Source organism: Hydrogenophaga sp. (assembly GCF_051860785.1).
Taxonomy (GTDB): Bacteria; Pseudomonadota; Gammaproteobacteria; order Burkholderiales; family Burkholderiaceae_C; genus Hydrogenophaga.
Window position 1 is genome coordinate 62,879 of record NZ_JBIMLB010000017.1, and the last position, 15,915, is coordinate 78,793.

Annotated in this window: 15 protein-coding genes; 7 read left to right on the forward strand and 8 right to left on the reverse strand. The window is 63.5% G+C overall.

Translation table 11 applies throughout. The features are described from left to right. Window positions 1-29 precede the first annotated feature (29 nt). Window positions 30-1,547, forward strand: coding sequence for a class I adenylate-forming enzyme family protein (locus ACTIF6_RS19630; protein WP_439589618.1), 1,518 nt, complete (start codon window positions 30-32; stop codon window positions 1,545-1,547). On the opposite strand, the gene ACTIF6_RS19635 is transcribed toward ACTIF6_RS19630, so the two are convergent. Further along, the gene (locus tag ACTIF6_RS19635; RefSeq protein WP_439589619.1) at window positions 1,548-2,936 is read right to left on the reverse strand and encodes an AmpG family muropeptide MFS transporter; all 1,389 of its coding nucleotides are present in this window, start codon (window positions 2,934-2,936) and stop codon (window positions 1,548-1,550) included. Between the two features lie 1,046 nt (window positions 2,937-3,982). On the opposite strand from ACTIF6_RS19635, the gene ltrA reads away from it, so the two are divergent. Both ltrA and ACTIF6_RS19645 read left to right on the forward strand, forming a co-directional pair. Then, complete coding sequence (ltrA, locus tag ACTIF6_RS19640; RefSeq protein WP_419475541.1) at window positions 3,983-5,689, forward strand: group II intron reverse transcriptase/maturase; 1,707 nt, start codon at window positions 3,983-3,985, stop codon at window positions 5,687-5,689. A gap of 120 nt (window positions 5,690-5,809) precedes the next feature. Continuing rightward, complete coding sequence (locus tag ACTIF6_RS19645) at window positions 5,810-6,691, forward strand: M48 family metallopeptidase (protein WP_439589620.1); 882 nt, start codon at window positions 5,810-5,812, stop codon at window positions 6,689-6,691. Between the two features lie 3 nt (window positions 6,692-6,694). Here the strand turns inward: ACTIF6_RS19645 and ACTIF6_RS19650 are convergent, their stop codons facing one another. Continuing rightward, window positions 6,695-7,330, reverse strand: coding sequence for an MBL fold metallo-hydrolase (locus tag ACTIF6_RS19650; RefSeq protein ID WP_439589621.1), 636 nt, complete (start codon window positions 7,328-7,330; stop codon window positions 6,695-6,697). Between the two features lie 75 nt (window positions 7,331-7,405). Here ACTIF6_RS19650 and ACTIF6_RS19655 point away from each other — a divergent pair, with 75 nt between their 5' ends. Next, on the forward strand, window positions 7,406-7,876 hold the full coding sequence (locus tag ACTIF6_RS19655; RefSeq protein WP_439589622.1) for a DM13 domain-containing protein: 471 nt from the start codon (window positions 7,406-7,408) through the stop codon (window positions 7,874-7,876). Here the strand turns inward: ACTIF6_RS19655 and ACTIF6_RS19660 are convergent. From ACTIF6_RS19660 to ACTIF6_RS19675, 4 genes are all read right to left on the reverse strand, one after another. Then, complete coding sequence (locus ACTIF6_RS19660) at window positions 7,873-9,174, reverse strand: TRAP transporter large permease (protein WP_439589623.1); 1,302 nt, start codon at window positions 9,172-9,174, stop codon at window positions 7,873-7,875. The two genes, ACTIF6_RS19655 and ACTIF6_RS19660, sit on opposite strands and share 4 nt — an antisense overlap. Further along, a complete protein-coding gene (locus tag ACTIF6_RS19665; protein WP_439589624.1) occupies window positions 9,171-9,674 on the reverse strand; it encodes a TRAP transporter small permease in 504 nt (167 codons plus the stop codon). The genes ACTIF6_RS19660 and ACTIF6_RS19665 overlap by 4 nt, the downstream gene beginning before the upstream one ends. A gap of 131 nt (window positions 9,675-9,805) precedes the next feature. Continuing rightward, window positions 9,806-10,795, reverse strand: a complete 990-nt coding sequence (dctP, locus tag ACTIF6_RS19670; protein ID WP_439589625.1) for a TRAP transporter substrate-binding protein DctP — start codon at window positions 10,793-10,795, stop codon at window positions 9,806-9,808. Window positions 10,796-10,842: 47 nt separating this feature from the next. Next, window positions 10,843-11,289, reverse strand: coding sequence for a type II 3-dehydroquinate dehydratase (locus ACTIF6_RS19675; RefSeq protein WP_439589626.1), 447 nt, complete (start codon window positions 11,287-11,289; stop codon window positions 10,843-10,845). 169 nt (window positions 11,290-11,458) lie between these two features. On the opposite strand from ACTIF6_RS19675, the gene ACTIF6_RS19680 reads away from it, so the two are divergent. After that, window positions 11,459-12,253 carry an IclR family transcriptional regulator gene (locus ACTIF6_RS19680; protein ID WP_439589627.1) on the forward strand — a complete coding sequence of 265 codons (795 nt, stop codon included), beginning with the start codon at window positions 11,459-11,461 and terminating at the stop codon, window positions 12,251-12,253. Window positions 12,254-12,257: 4 nt separating this feature from the next. Here the strand turns inward: ACTIF6_RS19680 and ACTIF6_RS19685 are convergent, their stop codons facing one another. After that, complete coding sequence (locus tag ACTIF6_RS19685; RefSeq protein WP_439589628.1) at window positions 12,258-13,061, reverse strand: exodeoxyribonuclease III; 804 nt, start codon at window positions 13,059-13,061, stop codon at window positions 12,258-12,260. On the opposite strand from ACTIF6_RS19685, the gene pyrE reads away from it, so the two are divergent. Together pyrE and ACTIF6_RS19695 are read left to right on the forward strand one after the other, a co-directional pair. Continuing rightward, entirely contained in the window at window positions 13,060-13,773 is a 714-nt protein-coding gene (pyrE, locus tag ACTIF6_RS19690) for an orotate phosphoribosyltransferase (protein WP_439589629.1), read from the forward strand. The genes ACTIF6_RS19685 and pyrE overlap by 2 nt on opposite strands. Before the next feature lie 15 nt (window positions 13,774-13,788). Continuing rightward, entirely contained in the window at window positions 13,789-14,460 is a 672-nt protein-coding gene (locus ACTIF6_RS19695) for a DUF4124 domain-containing protein (protein ID WP_439589630.1), read from the forward strand. Here ACTIF6_RS19695 and gatB read toward each other — a convergent pair whose 3' ends face one another. Then, entirely contained in the window at window positions 14,461-15,915 is a 1,455-nt protein-coding gene (gatB, locus tag ACTIF6_RS19700; protein ID WP_439589631.1) for an Asp-tRNA(Asn)/Glu-tRNA(Gln) amidotransferase subunit GatB, read from the reverse strand. It abuts the gene before it with no gap.

The following is a 15,915-nucleotide window of genomic DNA, read 5'->3' on the forward strand; positions in this document are numbered from 1 at the left end:
CCGCTACGGACTCACGTAAAGTAATGTGAATGACGCCATCGCCTGCCGCCTCTTTCGATGCCTTGCTCGACCTGCTGGCAGCGCTTCCACCTGAGCGGCCGGTGTTGCGGTGGTTCGATCCCGGTGGCCCGGCGGCCGATCCGCAGTGGCGCAGCCTGAGCGGCCCCGACCTGGCTCGGCGTGTCGAGGCTGTTGCGGCCAACCTGGCCCAAGCCGGGTTGCAAGCCGGCGATCGCATCGCCTGGCTGGGCTTGAACCACCCGGCCCAGATTGCGCTGCTGATGGCGCTGGCGCGACTCGGTGGCGTGCTGGTGCCGATGAACCACCGCCTGTCTCCAGCCGAGTGGGGCGCATTGATCGACGACTGCCGCCCCGCCTTGCTGGTGCACGACGATCACTTCGCCGATGCAGCACAGGCGCTTGCGCTGCGCAGGCTGTCGGTGCACGCGCTGGGCGTGCGCGAGGGTGCTTCCCCCATCCCTCGTCCCGCAAGGTCCGCCGACAGCCCTGTGTTGCTGGTCTACACCTCCGGCACCACGGGCAAACCCAAGGGGGCCGTGCACACCCAGGGCAACCTGCTGGCCAACATGGCGATTGCCGCCCAGGTGCAGGGCATGACGCCAGCCGACACCGTGCTGACCGCGTTGCCGTTGTTCCATGTGGGCGGCCTGTGCATCCAGACCCTGCCGGCCCTGTCGGTCGGTGCTCAGGTGCTGCTGTTCACCCGCTTCGACGCCCAGGCCACGCTGGATTGCGTTCGCCAGGAGCGGCCCACGCTCACCCTGCAGGTGCCGGCCACACTGCAGGCGCTGGTGAACCACCCGGAATGGCCACAGGCAGACCTCTCCTGCCTGCGCGCAGTCTGGGCCGGCTCCAGCCTGCTGCCGGTGCCGCTGATCGAGGCCTGCCACGCGCGTGGCGTACCGGTGTGCAATGTGTACGGCAGCACCGAGACCGGCCCTTTTTCCATCGCCCTGCCCGACGCTCAGGCGTTCGACCACATCGGTTCCTGCGGCTGGCCTGTGCCCGGCGTGGACGTCCGCCTGCTGGATGGAGAAGGCCGCGATGTGGCGCAAGGCGATGTGGGCGAAATCCTGGTGCGCGGGCCCAATGTGGTGTCTCGCTACTGGCCCGATCTGCCCGCCTGCGATGCCGACGGCTTCTTCCATTCCGGCGACCTGGCCCTGCAAACGCAGGATGGCAGCTACACCGTGGTGGGCCGCGCCAAGGACATGGTGATCTCCGGCGGCGAGAACATCTACCCGGCCGAGATCGAGAACCTGCTGGTACAGCACCCGCTCGTGGCCGAGTGTGCGGTGGTGGGCCAGGACGATGCTCGCTGGGGCGAAGTGGTGGTGGCCGTGGTGGTGCTGCGAGAGCCCGTGCAGGAAGAGTGGACACCCGCGTTGCAGTCTTTCCTGGACGGACGACTGGCGCGCTACAAGTGGCCGCGCCGCTGGCAACGGGTCGATGCCCTGCCCAAGACCGCGTTGGGCAAGGTGCAGAAAACCGAGCTGAAGGCCCTGCTGAAAACCTCGACCGGTTGATCAGCGCTCAGGTCTCTTTTCGACCGGAGCCAGGCGCGTGGCCAGCCAGATCAGCAGCAGCACCGGCACGCCCAGGCAGGCCGTGGCGATGAAGAAGGTGGGGTAATCGTAGGCATCGACGAATGCACCCGAGTAACCGGCCAGCCACTTGGGCGCGAGCAGCATCATGGAACTGAACAGCGCGTACTGCGTCGCCGAATATTGCACATTGGTAAGGCCCGAGAGGTAGGCGATGAACGCCGCCGAGGCCACGCCGGCGCTCAGGTTGTCGGCCGAGATCACGAAGATCAGTGCCACCACGTCGTGGCCATGTCCCGCCAGCCAGGCGAACAGCAGGTTGCTCGCGGCCGAGAGAATGGCCCCCAGCATCAGCACACGCATCACGCCCAGGCGCATCGAGAGTGCGCCGCCGATGAAGGCGCCCACCAGCGTCATGATCACGCCGTAGATCTTGGTCACGGCGGCCACCTCGTCCTTGGTGTAGCCCATGTCCACATAGAACGGGTTGGCCATGATGCCCATCACCACGTCGCTGATGCGGTAGACACCGATCAACGCCAGGATCAGCACCGCCTGTTTGCCATAGCGCTTGAGGAAGTCGGCAAAGGGTTCAACCAGCGCGCCCCGCAGCCATTCAACAGCGTTGCGCGCGGGTGGCAGCGCCACCCGCGCGGGCTCGCGGGAGAACAGCACCGTGAGCACGCCCACCAGCATGCTCGCGGCCATCACCAGGTAGGCCGTGCTCCAGGCCGCCTGCTGGTAGAGCACGCCAGGCGCGGCGCCTGCAGCGACCACCGGCGCCACTTCGGCACGCGCAGCGATCCACAACACGCCGGCACCAGCCCAGATCATGGCCAGCCGGTAGCCGGTCTGGTAAGTGGCGGCCAGTGCACCCTGGTGGCGTGCATCCGCCGATTCGATGCGGTAGGCGTCCAGCGCGATGTCCTGCGTGGCCGAGGCAAACGCCACCGCCAGCGCGCACCACACCACCAGCGTGAGCTCGGTGCGTGGGTCGGCCATTGCCATGCCCATCAGCGCACCCATGATCGCCACCTGCGACACCAACAGCCAGCTGCGGCGCCGCCCCATCCAGCGCGTCAGCAGCGGCAGCGGCAGCCGATCCACCAGCGGTGCCCAACACCATTTGAAGCCGTAGGCGAGGCCCACCCAGCTCAGGTAACCGATGGTGGTGCGGTCCAGCCCCGCCTCGCGCAGGCGAAAACTCAGCGTGCCCAGCACCAGCAACAGCGGCAGCCCGGCGGAAAACCCCAATGCGAACATGCGCAGGCTGGCCGGCTCCAGGTACACGCGCAGGGTCTCGCCCCAGGTGGGCCGTGCCGGCGGCAGTTCGGTGTCGGCTGGGGCTGGGCCGGGGGAAGGTAAGGGCATGGACGGGCGGTCGGCAGGACAGGGTTTGCTCGGGCGGGCGCAAACGCCCGGCTTTGACTATTATTCACGCATGGTGCGACTCGAAGTCGCCACATAGTCGTCTTCATGACGACATTAACGATAGCCTGTTTCTCCTATGAGAGACGCGGGAAACGCCCTCTCAAAAGGGCGAATTTGTGCAGCCGAAAGGCGCTCTTTTGGCTGCACCGGACAGACCCCGCAACGGGGTATGAACGGTAGGTTGTGCCCCGCGAGGGGCACAACCAGTAGCTGAAAAGAGACAAATTTCTCTGCTCAGAGGTGTTATTGCGCGTGTTTTACAAACCGTTGCAGTTGGCCAATGTGCAGGCTATTCGTGAGCGGCACCGCTCAAGATGTCTTGTTCTCAACTGAACCACGCTTGGAACAGCGTGTCCTCTTCCGCACATGCGTCTGGAGTAATCCGGGGGTGTGAAGCTGCGGGTAAACGTCCCATGTCGCAAGACATACAGGCCGCACGTGAGTGCGTCCGACTTCCAGAACAAGCCTGGGAGGAGACGCGGAGGAAAAGGGTATGGGAAATGTAATGTGAACTCACGTCGGAACCGCCGTAAGAATAGACCAGCTTACGCTTGCATCCTTCATCTGAAGGGAGCTGGAGCCAAAAGGCAAGGTGCCAGGGAGTCGAGGGTCGTGCACCTCTGACTCGTTCCCCAGCGCGCACCCGGTGGAAAGTGAGTCCCTAACCCCGTCTGTCGGTCCGCCGACCGACAGGACATCTTGGGAAACGAGGTAAACCCGATGTATCGCCTCAGTCCTTCCGGACAGGGGCAGCCCGAACGCAAGTGAGGGCCATGGTGCAGCGGGCAGAGGACGTTACAAAAAGCGAATGGCCACCTGTAATGGGTGGCATAGGGGTTCAAGATTTGCCCTGGGGTGAAAGCCCGCTGACTTGTAATAGGCATCGACCGCGCGAGCCGCGCGTGTCTTTCAACAACCGACCCGGGGGGGCATCGTCCCTCCGGGGAAGGTGTCCTTACCCGGGTCCTAACCGAACCGGAGAAGGTATGGATTACATCGAGGAAGATTTCGATGCTGCGTCCCCGGGCGAATCTAATGGGTGGACTGCCATGGACTGGCGAGCCGTTCATTACTTCGTAGGGAAAGCACAAACGAGAATCGCGCAGGCAGAACTGGCGAAGGACTTCCGAAGAGTCAAACGACTTCAAAGAAGCCTGATCCGATCCTGGCAAGCCAAGGCATTGGCCGTCAGGAAAGTTACCGAGAACCAAGGGAAGCGGACCTGTGGCGTGGACCGCGAACTATGGAAAAAGCCAATTGAAAAACTGAACGCAGTCAGTCAATTGAACCTCGCTGGATACCGGGCCAAGCCGCTGCGGCGGACCTGGATTCCTAAAGCGGATGGAAGGAAACGGCCACTGGGCATACCGACCATGAAAGACCGCGCCATGCAGGCACTGTTCCTGCTGGCACTGGAGCCTGCTGCAGAGTGCCACGCCGACCCGAATTCGTATGGATTCAGAAAGGGAAGGTCGACGCACGACGCACGGCAACAGTTGTTTGTGTGCCTGGCCAAGAAGGCTTCGGCCCAATGGGTTCTGGACGCAGACATCACGGGGTTCTTCGACAACATCAACCATGACTGGTTGCTCGCCAACGTTCACATGAACAAGCGGGTACTGGGGCAATGGTTGCGCTGCGGAGTGGTGGATAAACAGCAGCTGCAGAAAACGGAGGCGGGTACTCCCCAGGGGGGGATCATCTCGCCGCTGCTTGCAAACCTGACGCTGGACGGGCTCGAAGCGGGACTCACACGGTTCTTACAAGACCAACTGGGAACCACAAGAGCCAAAAAGGCCAAGGTTCATCTGGTGCGATACGCCGATGATTTTGTGGTGACGGGTGACTCGAAAGAGGTGCTCGAAACCATGGTCCGGCCTTGGGTGGAAGCGTTCCTGCGCGAGCGGGGACTGCAACTGCACGAGGGTAAGACGCGCGTGGCACATATCGATGACGGGTTTGACTTCCTGGGCTGGAATTTCCGGAAATACACGGGAACACTGCTCATCAAGCCCAGCCAGAAAAACGTGAAAGCGTTCTATGGCAAGGTCAGTGATGTGATCGCAAAACACCTCTCAAAGTCAAAGGCAACTTTGATCAGGGAGCTAAACCCAATCCTCAAGGGCTGGGCGCGATACCACCACGGCGTTGTCGCCAAGGAGGTGTTCACCAAGCTCGACCATCAGATCTTCTGGCGGTTGCGGCGATGGGGAATGCGCCGACACCCACGATGGGTTCGAGGAAAGGTGTTCCTGTACTACTGGACACATGACGCGGGCCGCTGGGAATTTTTGGCGACCATACGCAACAGGCGGAAAGAGGCAATCCAACTGCAGCTGTACCACCTAGCCGACACGAAAATTGTTCGGCATAAGAAGGTCAAGGGGGAATACCACCCATTTGATCCCGCATGGGAAGTCTATCGAGAGAAACTGAGACGGGAACGGATGGAGCAATCCATCTGGAACGGTCAACGACTCGATCTGTGGATGAACCAAAACGGCAACTGCGTTCACTGTGGCACCGAGATGAACCACGAGGACGACAGGCTTCATGACCACCACATCGTTCCAATACGGTTGGGTGGTTCGCACAGTCTGTCCAATCGTGTGTTGCTGCACCCATGGTGTCACCGGCGTATTCACGCCCTAGGTTTGGAGGTAACCAAGCCGGTCCCAGTACGGGGACTTTAATTTGATGAAGCGGCACAGGGTTTGCAACCCGTTTACTCCGCGTAGTCAAAGGACGTGCAAGAGCCGTATGCGCTGAAAGGCGCACGTACGGTTCCCTGGGGGGGCTATAGTAGAAATACTATGGCCCTACCCTCCTGCTTCATCTGCGACTTCAAGAATTCCCATGCCACCCCTGAGCGTCCGGCCCACGTGTGGTCGGCGCGACGGGCCTTCCTGCTCGCAGGAGGTGCGGCCGCCGCCGGAGCCGCATTGCCCGCCGCCGCCCAGGTGGACGTCGGCCAGGCCTCGGCGCTTCGCAATCTGGTGCCCGCCGAGGAACTGGAAAACGCCGCCGGCAAGCAGTACGGCCAGATGATGGCCGAGGCCAACGCCAAAAAGGTGCTGGCGGCCGACAACAACCCGCAGGTCATCCGGCTTCGCAACATCGCACGCCGCCTGATCCCGCACACGCCACAGTGGAACAAGCGCGCGCCGCAGTGGCGCTGGGAAGTCAACCTGATCCAGAGTGCTCAGGTCAACGCCTTCTGCATGCCCGGCGGCAAGATCGCTTTCTACACCGGCATCCTGGAAAAGCTCAACCTCACGGACGACGAAACCGCCATGATCATGGGCCATGAAATGGCCCATGCGCTGCGCGAACACGCGCGCTCCCGTGTGGCCAAAAGCAACGCCACCGGCATCGGCCTGTCCATTGCCGCGCAGTTGTTCGGTCTGGGCCAGCTGGGCGATGTGGCGGCCAACCTGGGCACCCAATTGCTCACCCTGAAGTTCAGCCGAGAAGACGAAACCGAGGCCGACCTGGTGGGCCTGGAACTCGCCGCCCGCTCGGGCTACCAGCCTCGCGCCAGCGTGTCGCTGTGGCAGAAGATGGCCGCCAACAGCGGCGGCTCGGGCTCGTCGAGCTTTCTCTCCACCCACCCCAGCGGCCCGGACCGTATCCGCGAGCTCGAAGCCAACGTGCCGCGCGTGCAGGGCTTGTACGAGCAGGCGCGCAAAGGCTGAGGTTCAGTCCCTCACATAGGGATTCGTCCTGCGCTCCTGGCCGAAGGTGCTTTCCGGCCCATGGCCCGGAATGAACACCGTGTCGTTCCCCATGGGCCAGAGCCGCTGCGTGATGCTGTCGAGCAACTGCTGGTGGTTGCCCTGCGGAAAATCGGTGCGGCCGATGCTGCCGGCGAACAGCACGTCGCCCACGAAGGCGCGCTTCGCCTCCCGCGAATGGAACACCACATGGCCCGGCGTGTGGCCCGGGCAGTGGCGCACGTCGAGCGTGCAGCGCCCGATCTGCACCGTGTCGCCATCGGCCAGCCAGCGCGTGGGCGTGAAGGCTTCAGCGGGCGGAAAACCGAACATCGCGCCCTGTTGCGGCAGGCCGGTGATCCAGAACTGGTCGCCCGGGTGCGGGCCGATGATCGGCAGATCGAGCTGGCGCGAGAGTCCGGCCGTGCCACCGGCGTGGTCGATGTGCGCGTGCGTCTGCCAGATGGCTTTCAGGTTCAGGCCCAGACGCTTCACCTCGGCCAGCAGTCGGTCCAGGTCGCCACCTGGGTCGATCACCGCAGCGTCCATGGTTTCGTCGCACCACACCAGCGAGCAGTTCTGGGCGAAGGCGGTGACGGGAACGGTGAGGTAGCGAAGCATGTCAGCCCTGGTGAAACGGGCCATTCTAGAAGCCTGGTGTTCACTGGTCGCACCCGTCTGGTGTAAAACCCGCACATGAAAAAGGCCCTGCTGTTGTTCGTCTCCCACGCCGTGGTGGCCATCATTGGTTTTGGCGCAGGCGTGTACGTCCTGCCCATCCTCGTCGCGCCGCCGGCACCCGATGCGGGTGAAGTCCGTGCCCTCGCTTCCAAGGCCCGATTCACGGCTCAGTTTCGTCGCGACCTCGCCGGCAGCGATGCACTGCACTGGGGCGAGGGCACGGTGTCGGTGGGGCCAGATGCCATCTCGCTGATGGGGCGCCTGGCGCCGGGGCCGGACTACAAGCTCTACCTGTCGCCCGCCTTCGTACAGACGGAGGCCGAGTTTCTGCCACTCAAGAACCGGATGCTGCGCGTGGGCGACGTGAAAACCTTCGAGAACTTCGTCGTCCCGCTGCCCGCCGGGGCGGACCTCACGGCCTACAACACCGTGGTGGTGTGGTGCGAGACCTTCAAGGAATTCATCTCGGCAGCGCAGTACCGCTAACCCGAATACCCGGCCAGCCGCGGGATGAAGAGCACCATGTCGGGCCACAGCGTCACGAGCGCGAGCGTACCGATCATGACCACGAGGAAAGGCACCATCTCCACCACCAGCACGGTGAGCGAGACGTTGGCGATCTTGGTCATCATGAACAGCAGCAGGCCATAGGGCGGCGTGACGAGGCCGATCATGATGTTGAGCACCGCCACCAGGCCGAAGTGCACTGGATCGACGCCGAGCGCAGTGGCGGTGGGCAACAGCACCGGCAGGATCACGAGAATGATGGTGGAGCCTTCCAGGAAGCAACCCAGCCCCAGCAACAACAGGTTGACCAGCAGCAGGAAGCCCAGCGGCGACAGGTTGAACGTAGCGAGCAGGCTGCTCAGGCTGGCTGGAATGTTCTCGACCGTGATCACGTAGTTGAAGACCAGCGCACCTGCGATCAGGATGCCGATGGAGATGCTGATGCGCGCGCTGCTCATGAGCGCATCGTGGATGTCGCGCCAGCCGATGCTTCGATACAGCGCCACCGAGATGAGCAGGGCATAAGCCGCCGCCAGGCCAGCGGCCTCGGTGGGCGTGGTGACGCCGGTGTAGAGGCAGCCCAGCAGCACCACCGGCAGCATGAGCGCGGGAAAGGCTTCGCGCGTGATGCGCGGCATCTCCCGCAGAGGCACCGGAGGCTCGACCGGGAATTTCCGGCGCTTGGCGAGGTAGTGGATCAACACCATCATCACGCCGCCCAGCAGCAGACCCGGCAACACACCGGCCAGGAACAGGTAGCCGATGGAAGTGCCCGACACCAGGGCATAGAGCACCAGCGGAATCGACGGCGGCAGGATGGGGCCGATCACCGAGGACGCCGCCGTCAGCGCAGCCGCGAAGCCCGGCGTGTACTTGCCGTCCTTGGTCATCATGACCTGCATGAGCTTGCCCGAGCCCGCCGCATCGGCCAGGGCCGAGCCCGACATGCTGGCGAACACGATGCTCTGCAGCACATTGACCTGCGCCAGGCCACCGGGAAACCGGCCGACGATGGCGTTGCAGAAGCGCATGAGCCGGTCCATGACGCTGCCAGAGCTCATGATGGTCGCGGCCAGGATGAACAGTGGAATCGCCAGCAACAGGAAGCTCTGGTAGGTGCCGTTGAGCAGTTGCTCCGCCGCGGTGCCCATGTCCATGCCCTTGAGGTACAGGTACAGGATGGAGCCGCCGATCATGGCCTGGCCCACTGGCACACCCAGCAGGCTGAGCACGATGATGGCGCCCAGCGCCAGGGAGAAAGGACTGGTGAAGTTCACAGCGCGGAGCTCTTTTGTTCGGGTGATGCCTCGGCGGGCAGCCGGCCTCGCAGCAACTGGCCGATGTTCCAGAGATGTCGGACGATCATCGCTACCGAGAAGAGGATGAAGACCGAGAAGATGACGTCGAAGCCGGTGTTCAGGTAGGAGCTGCGCTCCACCTTCATGAAGGTGACGTAGTCGTAGGCAGCTGGCAACTGCATGCCGAACAGCACCACCATGCAGGCCGAGCCCAAGAGCCCCATGCCGATGCGCCAGCGCGTGCCCACGTTGGCCGAGATGAAGTCGATGCGGATCTCTTCCTGGTCTTTCAGCACGAAGGCGGCACCCCAGAGCACCAGCCAGAGCCAGGCCACCAGGGACACCTCGGTGGTCCAGCCCACGGGCCAGTTGAACAGGTAGCGCAGCGCGATCTGGAAGATGAACGCCACGAAGATGGCCGCCAGCAAGCCGGCGGCCACACCATCAGCAAAACGGGACAACAGGCGCATGACTGACATTTAGAGAATCCTGCAAGACTCGGAGTGAGAGAACACCATCCAGAGACACCGCGGAACTGGCTCCGCCAGGCCGCAGGTGTCGCCCCCTGGAGGGGGTCGCGCGAAGCGCGGCGGGGGTGTTTGTCTGCCTGTCACTTCATCGCATTGATCTTGTCGAGCATGCCAGCCGGCCAGCTCTTCGCCTCGTCCGACGCCAGGTAGATCTTCTGCGCGTTTTCACGGAACGCCTGCACGTTCGGCGTGTACACCTCCAGGCCCTGGCGCTTGAAGCCTTCGGCGAGTTCGGCCTCGCGCTTCAGGTGTTCGGCCGTGCTCCACGCAATGGCCTTGTCGGCAGCCGCCTGGAAAGCTTGCTGCTTCGCGGGCGTCATGCCTTGCCAGGTCTTCATGTTCACGGTGAGCAGGTCGTAGCCCACCAGGTGCGAGGTCATCACGATCTGCGACATCACCTCGAAGAACTTCATGTTCTGCACGTTGGGCAACGGGTTGTCCTGGCCATCGATCGCACCGGTCTGCAAACCGGTGTAGGTCTCGGCATAGGCCATGGGGGTCGGGTTGGCACCGATCGAACGGCCCAGCAGCTGCCAGCTGTCGCCGGGTGGCATGCGCAGCTTCACGCCGGCCAGGTCCGCCGGCACATTGATCTTCTTTTTGGGCTTGAGCCCCACCTGCCGAGTGCCGAAGAAGGTGGGGCCGAGGATCTTCACCTTGAGCTGGTCTTCCACCATCTTCTTCATCTGCACGCCCATGTCGCTGGCGAAGAACTGGTTGAGGTGGTTGGCGTCGCGGAACAGGTAGGCCGAGGTGAGCAGCGACCACGCGGGAATCTGCTTGGAGATATCCTGCGGGCCGATGTTGCCCATCTCCAGATTGTCGCGCTGCAGGGCAACCAGCTCGGTGCCCTGGCGAAACAGCGTCGAGTTCAGGAACACCTCGACCTTGAAGTCGGACTCGATGTCCTTGGCGAACATCTTCATCATGTCGGCGCGGATGTCCTTGTCCGAGAACACGGCGGCAAAGCGCAGGGTGGGTGGGGTCTGCGCCCACGCCGGCAGGGTCATGGTGGCGGCCAGCGTGGCGCCTGCGCAAAGCACCGAGCGGCGATTGAGTGAGCTGTTCATGGTGAGGTCTCCTGTGTGGTTGGGGTGAACGGGTTTCTTGCGACAAATCACGCGGCCGCTGCCAGGCTCTGGGCCACCGCGCGCAGCGCCATCTCATAGCCATACGGGCCAAAACCGCAGATGACGCCGGTTGCACCCTGCGAAATGAGGGAGTGCTGGTACAGCGGGTCGCGGCGGTGGATGTTGGTGATGTGGACCTCGGCAATCGGCTGGTCCAGGGTCTTGAGTGCGTCCAGCAGCGGGATCGAGCGGAACGACAGCCCGGCCGGGTTGATGACCACCGCCACGCTTTTCTCACGCGCTTCCTGCACCCAGTCCACCAGCACGCCTTCGTGGTTGGACTGGCGGAACTCGCAGCCCAGGCCCAGCTCGGCCGTGACCCGGCGGCACAGTTGCTCCACCTGCGCCAGCGAGGTATTGCCGTAGAGGTGCGGCTCGCGCACGCCGAGCAGGTTCAGGTTGGGCCCGTTGAGGACGTAGACAGTGCCGGTCATGGGAAAAATGGTCCTTGGAAAGGAGACGCCGGGCCTGGGGCTTGCAAGAACCGCTGTCTCCGTGTTTTCATCGCGGCTGATCAGGTTGGCCGTCGGCGTGAATTCTTGTTCCCTGTGCGGAAAGTCTTTCCTAATTGGAAACTTGTTTCTTTATATGAAATTTTGACCCATGAGCCTTGCACTGGACCGCGGACTGACCCTGCTCGAACACCTTGCTGCCCACCCGGACGGCTTGCCGCTGGCCTTGATGGCGTCCGAACTCGACATGCCCTTGAGCGCCTGCCACCGGCTGCTGGGCGATCTGCAGCGGCGCGGCTATGTGCGACAGGCCCGCAAACAGGGCGACTACATTCTCACCACCAAGGTGGTCTCGCTTGGGCTGGGTTACCTCAGCAACGCCGGCATCGTCGATATCGCCGAACCGATCGTGGAGCGGCTGGCCCACAAGTCCGGCGAGCTCGCACGCCTGTCCATCGTGGACGATGACCGTCTGACCTGGGTGGCCAAGTCGCAGGGCGCGCGCCAGGTGGGCCTGCGCTACGACCCCGACATGGGCGCCGAGGCGCGCCTTTCCTGCACCTCGTCGGGCCACGCCTGGCTGCTGACCCTGAGCGACGAGCGAGCTCTCGAACTGGTGAGTCGCCAGGGCTTCGGCCTGCCCAGGGACTACGGTCCCAAGGCGCCGACCACGGTGAAGGATCTGCTGGCCAGCCTGCATGCCGCGCGTGCGCGCGGCTACGCCATGATCGACGAGGTGTTCGCGCCCGGCATGGCCGCCATGGCCGCACCGGTGATGCGGCGCAAGGAGGCCATCGGCGTGTTGAGCATTGCCGGGCCGCGCACGCGCCTGACGCAGGCGCGCATGCTGGAACTGGCGCCTACGCTGCTGGACGCCGCCGCCGAACTGGGCCCGATCAGCAACGCCTCGAGCCTGTTCGGGCGGCCGCCACTGGGCAAAGGGTGAACGCCTACAACTTGAAGTCGTAATCGATCGTGATCGGCGCGTGGTCGGAGAATTTCTCGGTTTTGTAGATCGATTCGCCGCGCGCCTTCTCCGCCATGGCCGGCGTGGCCAGGTGGTAGTCCAGGCGCCAGCCCACGTTGTTCGCGTAGGCCTGGCCCCGGTTGCTCCACCACGTGTAGCAGGCGTCGGTGGTGTCGGGCTGCAGGCGGCGATAGACGTCGACGAGACCGCCCTGTTCGATCAGCGTGGTCATCCAGGCGCGCTCTTCGGGCAGGAAGCCGCTGTTCTTCTGGTTGCTGCGCCAGTTCTTCAGGTCGGCCTGCTGATGCGCGATGTTCACATCGCCGCAGAGAATGAAGTCACGCTGGCGCTTGAGTTCCTGCAGGTGCGGGAAGAACTGGGCGAGAAAACGGAACTTGGCTTCCTGCCGTTCAGGACCCGAGGAACCGCTGGGGAAATAGGCGCTGATGACCGAGAACTTGCGCTGCGGCGTATCGAAGCGCAGTTCGGTGTAGCGGCCCTCGGCGTCGAATTCGGTGCAACCGAAGCCGATCACCACGTCACTGGGCGCGTGGCGGGTATACACCGCGGTGCCCGAATAGCCTTTCTTCTCGGCAAAGTGGAAATGCCCCTGCAGACCGGCGATCTGCTCGAAGCGGCCGCTCACATCCAGTGCCTGGGCCTTGACCTCCTGCACGCAAATACAATCGGGCCGGTGCGCGGACAGCCATTTCTCCAGCCCCTTGGTGGTGGCGGAACGGATGCCGTTGAGGTTGAGGCTGGTCAGTTTGAACAAGGATGTTCCCATGGGTTTGCAAGCAGGCGCGGCACAGGCCGAGGCCCCCGATGCGCTGGCGCAGGATTTCGTGCAGTTCTGCGTGGACGCTGGCGTACTGAAGTTCGGTGAATTCAAGACCAAGGCCGGCCGCCTGAGCCCCTACTTTTTCAATGCGGGATTGTTCGACGACGGCGCCAAGCTCGGACGGCTCGCGCAATTCTATGCAAAAGCCCTGCTGGCCAGCGGCATCGAATTCGACATGATCTTCGGCCCCGCCTACAAGGGCATTCCCCTGGGTGCAGCGCTCTCCGTGGAACTCGCCCGGCTGGGCCGCAACGTGCCTTTTGCCTACAACCGCAAGGAAGCGAAGGACCATGGCGAGGGCGGCACACTGGTGGGTGCACCGCTCCAGGGCCGCGTGCTCATCGTTGACGACGTGATGTCGGCCGGCACGGCCGCGCGCGAGTCGATCGCACTCATCCGCGCCGCTGGCGCCGTTCCCCACGCGGTGGCGATCGCGCTCGACCGCCAGGAAAAAGCCACCGAGCAAACGCCCGACGGCGCGGTGCGCGATGTCAATCACAGTGCGGTGCAATACGTGCAGCGGCAGCTCGGGCTCCACGTTTGTGCGATTGCGAGGCTGGCCGATTTGCTGCAGTATCTGACGGCTCACACCGGAGGAGCCTTTGACGACCACCGGGAACGTGTGCTGGCATACCGCCAGCGATACGGCGTGTCCTGAGCCCGATCCGATTCCATGTCACACCACCCATCCCACCTCCTTCTTTCGGCGCGTTTCGCGCTGCTGGCCTTCTGCACCACGCTCTGGGGCGGGGCACAGGCGCAAGGCGGCGTCTACTCCTGCATCGACAGCAAAGGGCGGCGCCTCACCTCCGACCGTCCCATCGTGGAATGCCTGGACCGCGAACAGGAAAAACGTGGCAACAGCGGTGTGGTGCGTCAGATGGTGCCTCCGAGCTACACCGCGGACGAGCGCGCCAAGCTCGAGGCGCAGCGGCGTGTGGAAGAAGAACAGCGTGCCCGAGTGCAGGAAGAGCGCCGCCGCGAACGGGCGCTGATGATCCGTTACCCCAATCAGGGCGTTCACGACAAGGAGCGCGCCGACGCGCTCAGCCAGATCGATGAAGTCATTGGTGCGGTCAACAAGCGCGAGCAGGCGTTGATCGGACAGCGCAAGGAGATCGACACCGAGCTGGAGTTCTATCAGGGCGACGTGAGCAAGGCGCCCAACTGGCTCAAGCGCAAGGTCGAAGACAACGAGAAACAGATGGTGGTGCAGAAGCGCTTCCTGGACGAGCAGGCCCAGGAGAAACAACGCATCAACGCGCGCTTCGATGAGGAGCTGGCCAAGCTCAGGCAGCTCTGGGCTGCAGCCGGCGTGCGCCCAGGCAACCCACCGGCCCGTTGATCAGCCGAGCTTCTGGCGCAGCAGGTCGTTCACCTGCTGCGGGTTGGCCTTGCCCTTGCTGGCCTTCATCACCTGACCCACCAGTGCGTTGAAGGCCTTTTCCTTGCCGGCGCGGAACTGAGCGACGTTTTCAGCGTTGGCGGCCATCACCTCGTCAATGATTTTTTCCAGTGCACCGCTGTCGCTCATCTGCTTGAGGCCTTTGGCCTCGATGACGGCGTCGACCTCGGCACCTTCGCCCGTCCACAAGGCGTCCATCACCTGCTTGGCGGCGTTGTTGGAAACCGTGCCATCGGCAATGCGCTTGAGAAGTGCAGCCAGGGTCTCGGCGTTCACCGGTACCTGGGCGATGTCCTTTTCTTCGCTGTTCAAGCGGCGCGACACCTCGCCCATGATCCAGTTGCTCGCCTGTTTGGCCTGGCCGCTGGCCTTGGCAGCGGTCTCGAAGTAGGCTGCCATCACCGGGCTTTGCGTGAGGGTGGTGGCGTCGTACTCGGGCAGGCCGTAGTTGCGCACCAGGCGTTCGGCCATGGCGCGCGGCAGCTCGGGCATGTCGCCGCGCACCTGCTCCACCCACTCGCGAGCGATCACCAGCGGCGGCAGATCCGGGTCTGGGAAGTACCGGTAATCGGCCGCATCTTCCTTGGTGCGCATGGCACGCGTCTCGCCCGTGTCGGGGTCGAACAGCACCGTCGCCTGCTGGATCGCATGACCGTCCTCGATCTGCTCGATCTGCCAGCGCACTTCGAAGTCAATGGCCTGCTGCATGAACTTGAAGCTGTTCAGGTTCTTGATCTCGCGGCGCGTGCCGAGCGGTGCGCCAGGCTTGCGCACCGAGACGTTGGCGTCGCAGCGGAACGAGCCTTCCTGCATGTTGCCGTCGCAAATGCCGATCCAGGTGACGATCTTGTGCAGCTCCTTGGCGTAGGCCACGGCCTCGGTACTGGAGCGCATGTCGGGTTCGGTCACGATCTCCAGCAGCGGCGTGCCCGCGCGGTTGAGATCGATGCCGCTTTGCCCGATGAAGTCTTCGTGCAGCGATTTGCCCGCGTCTTCCTCCAGATGCGCGCGCACCAGGCGCACGGTCTTCTTTTCATCACCGAGAAAGAACGACACCTCGCCCCCCTGCACCACGGGAATCTCGAACTGACTGATCTGGTAGCCCTTGGGCAGGTCGGGATAGAAGTAGTTCTTGCGCGCGAACACGCTCTGCTCGGCAATGTGCGAGCCCAGCGCGAGGCCGAGGCGAATGGCCTTTTCCACGGCGGCCTTGTTCATCACCGGCAAGGTGCCCGGCAAGGCGAGGTCGACCGCGCAGGCTTGCGTGTTGGGTTCGGCGCCGAAGGCCACCGGCGCGCGGCTGAAGATCTTGGATTGCGTGGAGAGCTGGGCGTGCGTCTCGAAGCCGATGACGACTTCGTAGCCTTGCACCAGAAGGGGTTTGCTGGAACTCAT

Excerpts from the sequence above, each read along its gene's own strand:
- dctP (WP_439589625.1), bottom strand. The coding sequence starts at position 10,795 with ATGAACAGCTCACTCAATCGCCGCTCGGTGCTTTGCGCAGGCGCCACG.
- ACTIF6_RS19695 (WP_439589630.1), top strand. The coding sequence starts at position 13,789 with ATGTCACACCACCCATCCCACCTCCTTCTTTCGGCGCGTTTCGCGCTG.
- gatB (WP_439589631.1), bottom strand. The coding sequence starts at position 15,915 with ATGAGTTCCAGCAAACCCCTTCTGGTGCAAGGCTACGAAGTCGTCATC.
- ACTIF6_RS19675 (WP_439589626.1), bottom strand. The coding sequence starts at position 11,289 with ATGACCGGCACTGTCTACGTCCTCAACGGGCCCAACCTGAACCTGCTC.
- ACTIF6_RS19685 (WP_439589628.1), bottom strand. The coding sequence starts at position 13,061 with ATGGGAACATCCTTGTTCAAACTGACCAGCCTCAACCTCAACGGCATC.
- ACTIF6_RS19630 (WP_439589618.1), top strand. The coding sequence starts at position 30 with ATGACGCCATCGCCTGCCGCCTCTTTCGATGCCTTGCTCGACCTGCTG.
- ACTIF6_RS19655 (WP_439589622.1), top strand. The coding sequence starts at position 7,406 with ATGAAAAAGGCCCTGCTGTTGTTCGTCTCCCACGCCGTGGTGGCCATC.
- pyrE (WP_439589629.1), top strand. The coding sequence starts at position 13,060 with ATGGGTTTGCAAGCAGGCGCGGCACAGGCCGAGGCCCCCGATGCGCTG.
- ACTIF6_RS19680 (WP_439589627.1), top strand. The coding sequence starts at position 11,459 with ATGAGCCTTGCACTGGACCGCGGACTGACCCTGCTCGAACACCTTGCT.
- ltrA (WP_419475541.1), top strand. The coding sequence starts at position 3,983 with ATGGATTACATCGAGGAAGATTTCGATGCTGCGTCCCCGGGCGAATCT.
- ACTIF6_RS19665 (WP_439589624.1), bottom strand. The coding sequence starts at position 9,674 with ATGTCAGTCATGCGCCTGTTGTCCCGTTTTGCTGATGGTGTGGCCGCC.
- ACTIF6_RS19645 (WP_439589620.1), top strand. The coding sequence starts at position 5,810 with ATGGCCCTACCCTCCTGCTTCATCTGCGACTTCAAGAATTCCCATGCC.
- ACTIF6_RS19650 (WP_439589621.1), bottom strand. The coding sequence starts at position 7,330 with ATGCTTCGCTACCTCACCGTTCCCGTCACCGCCTTCGCCCAGAACTGC.
- ACTIF6_RS19635 (WP_439589619.1), bottom strand. The coding sequence starts at position 2,936 with ATGCCCTTACCTTCCCCCGGCCCAGCCCCAGCCGACACCGAACTGCCG.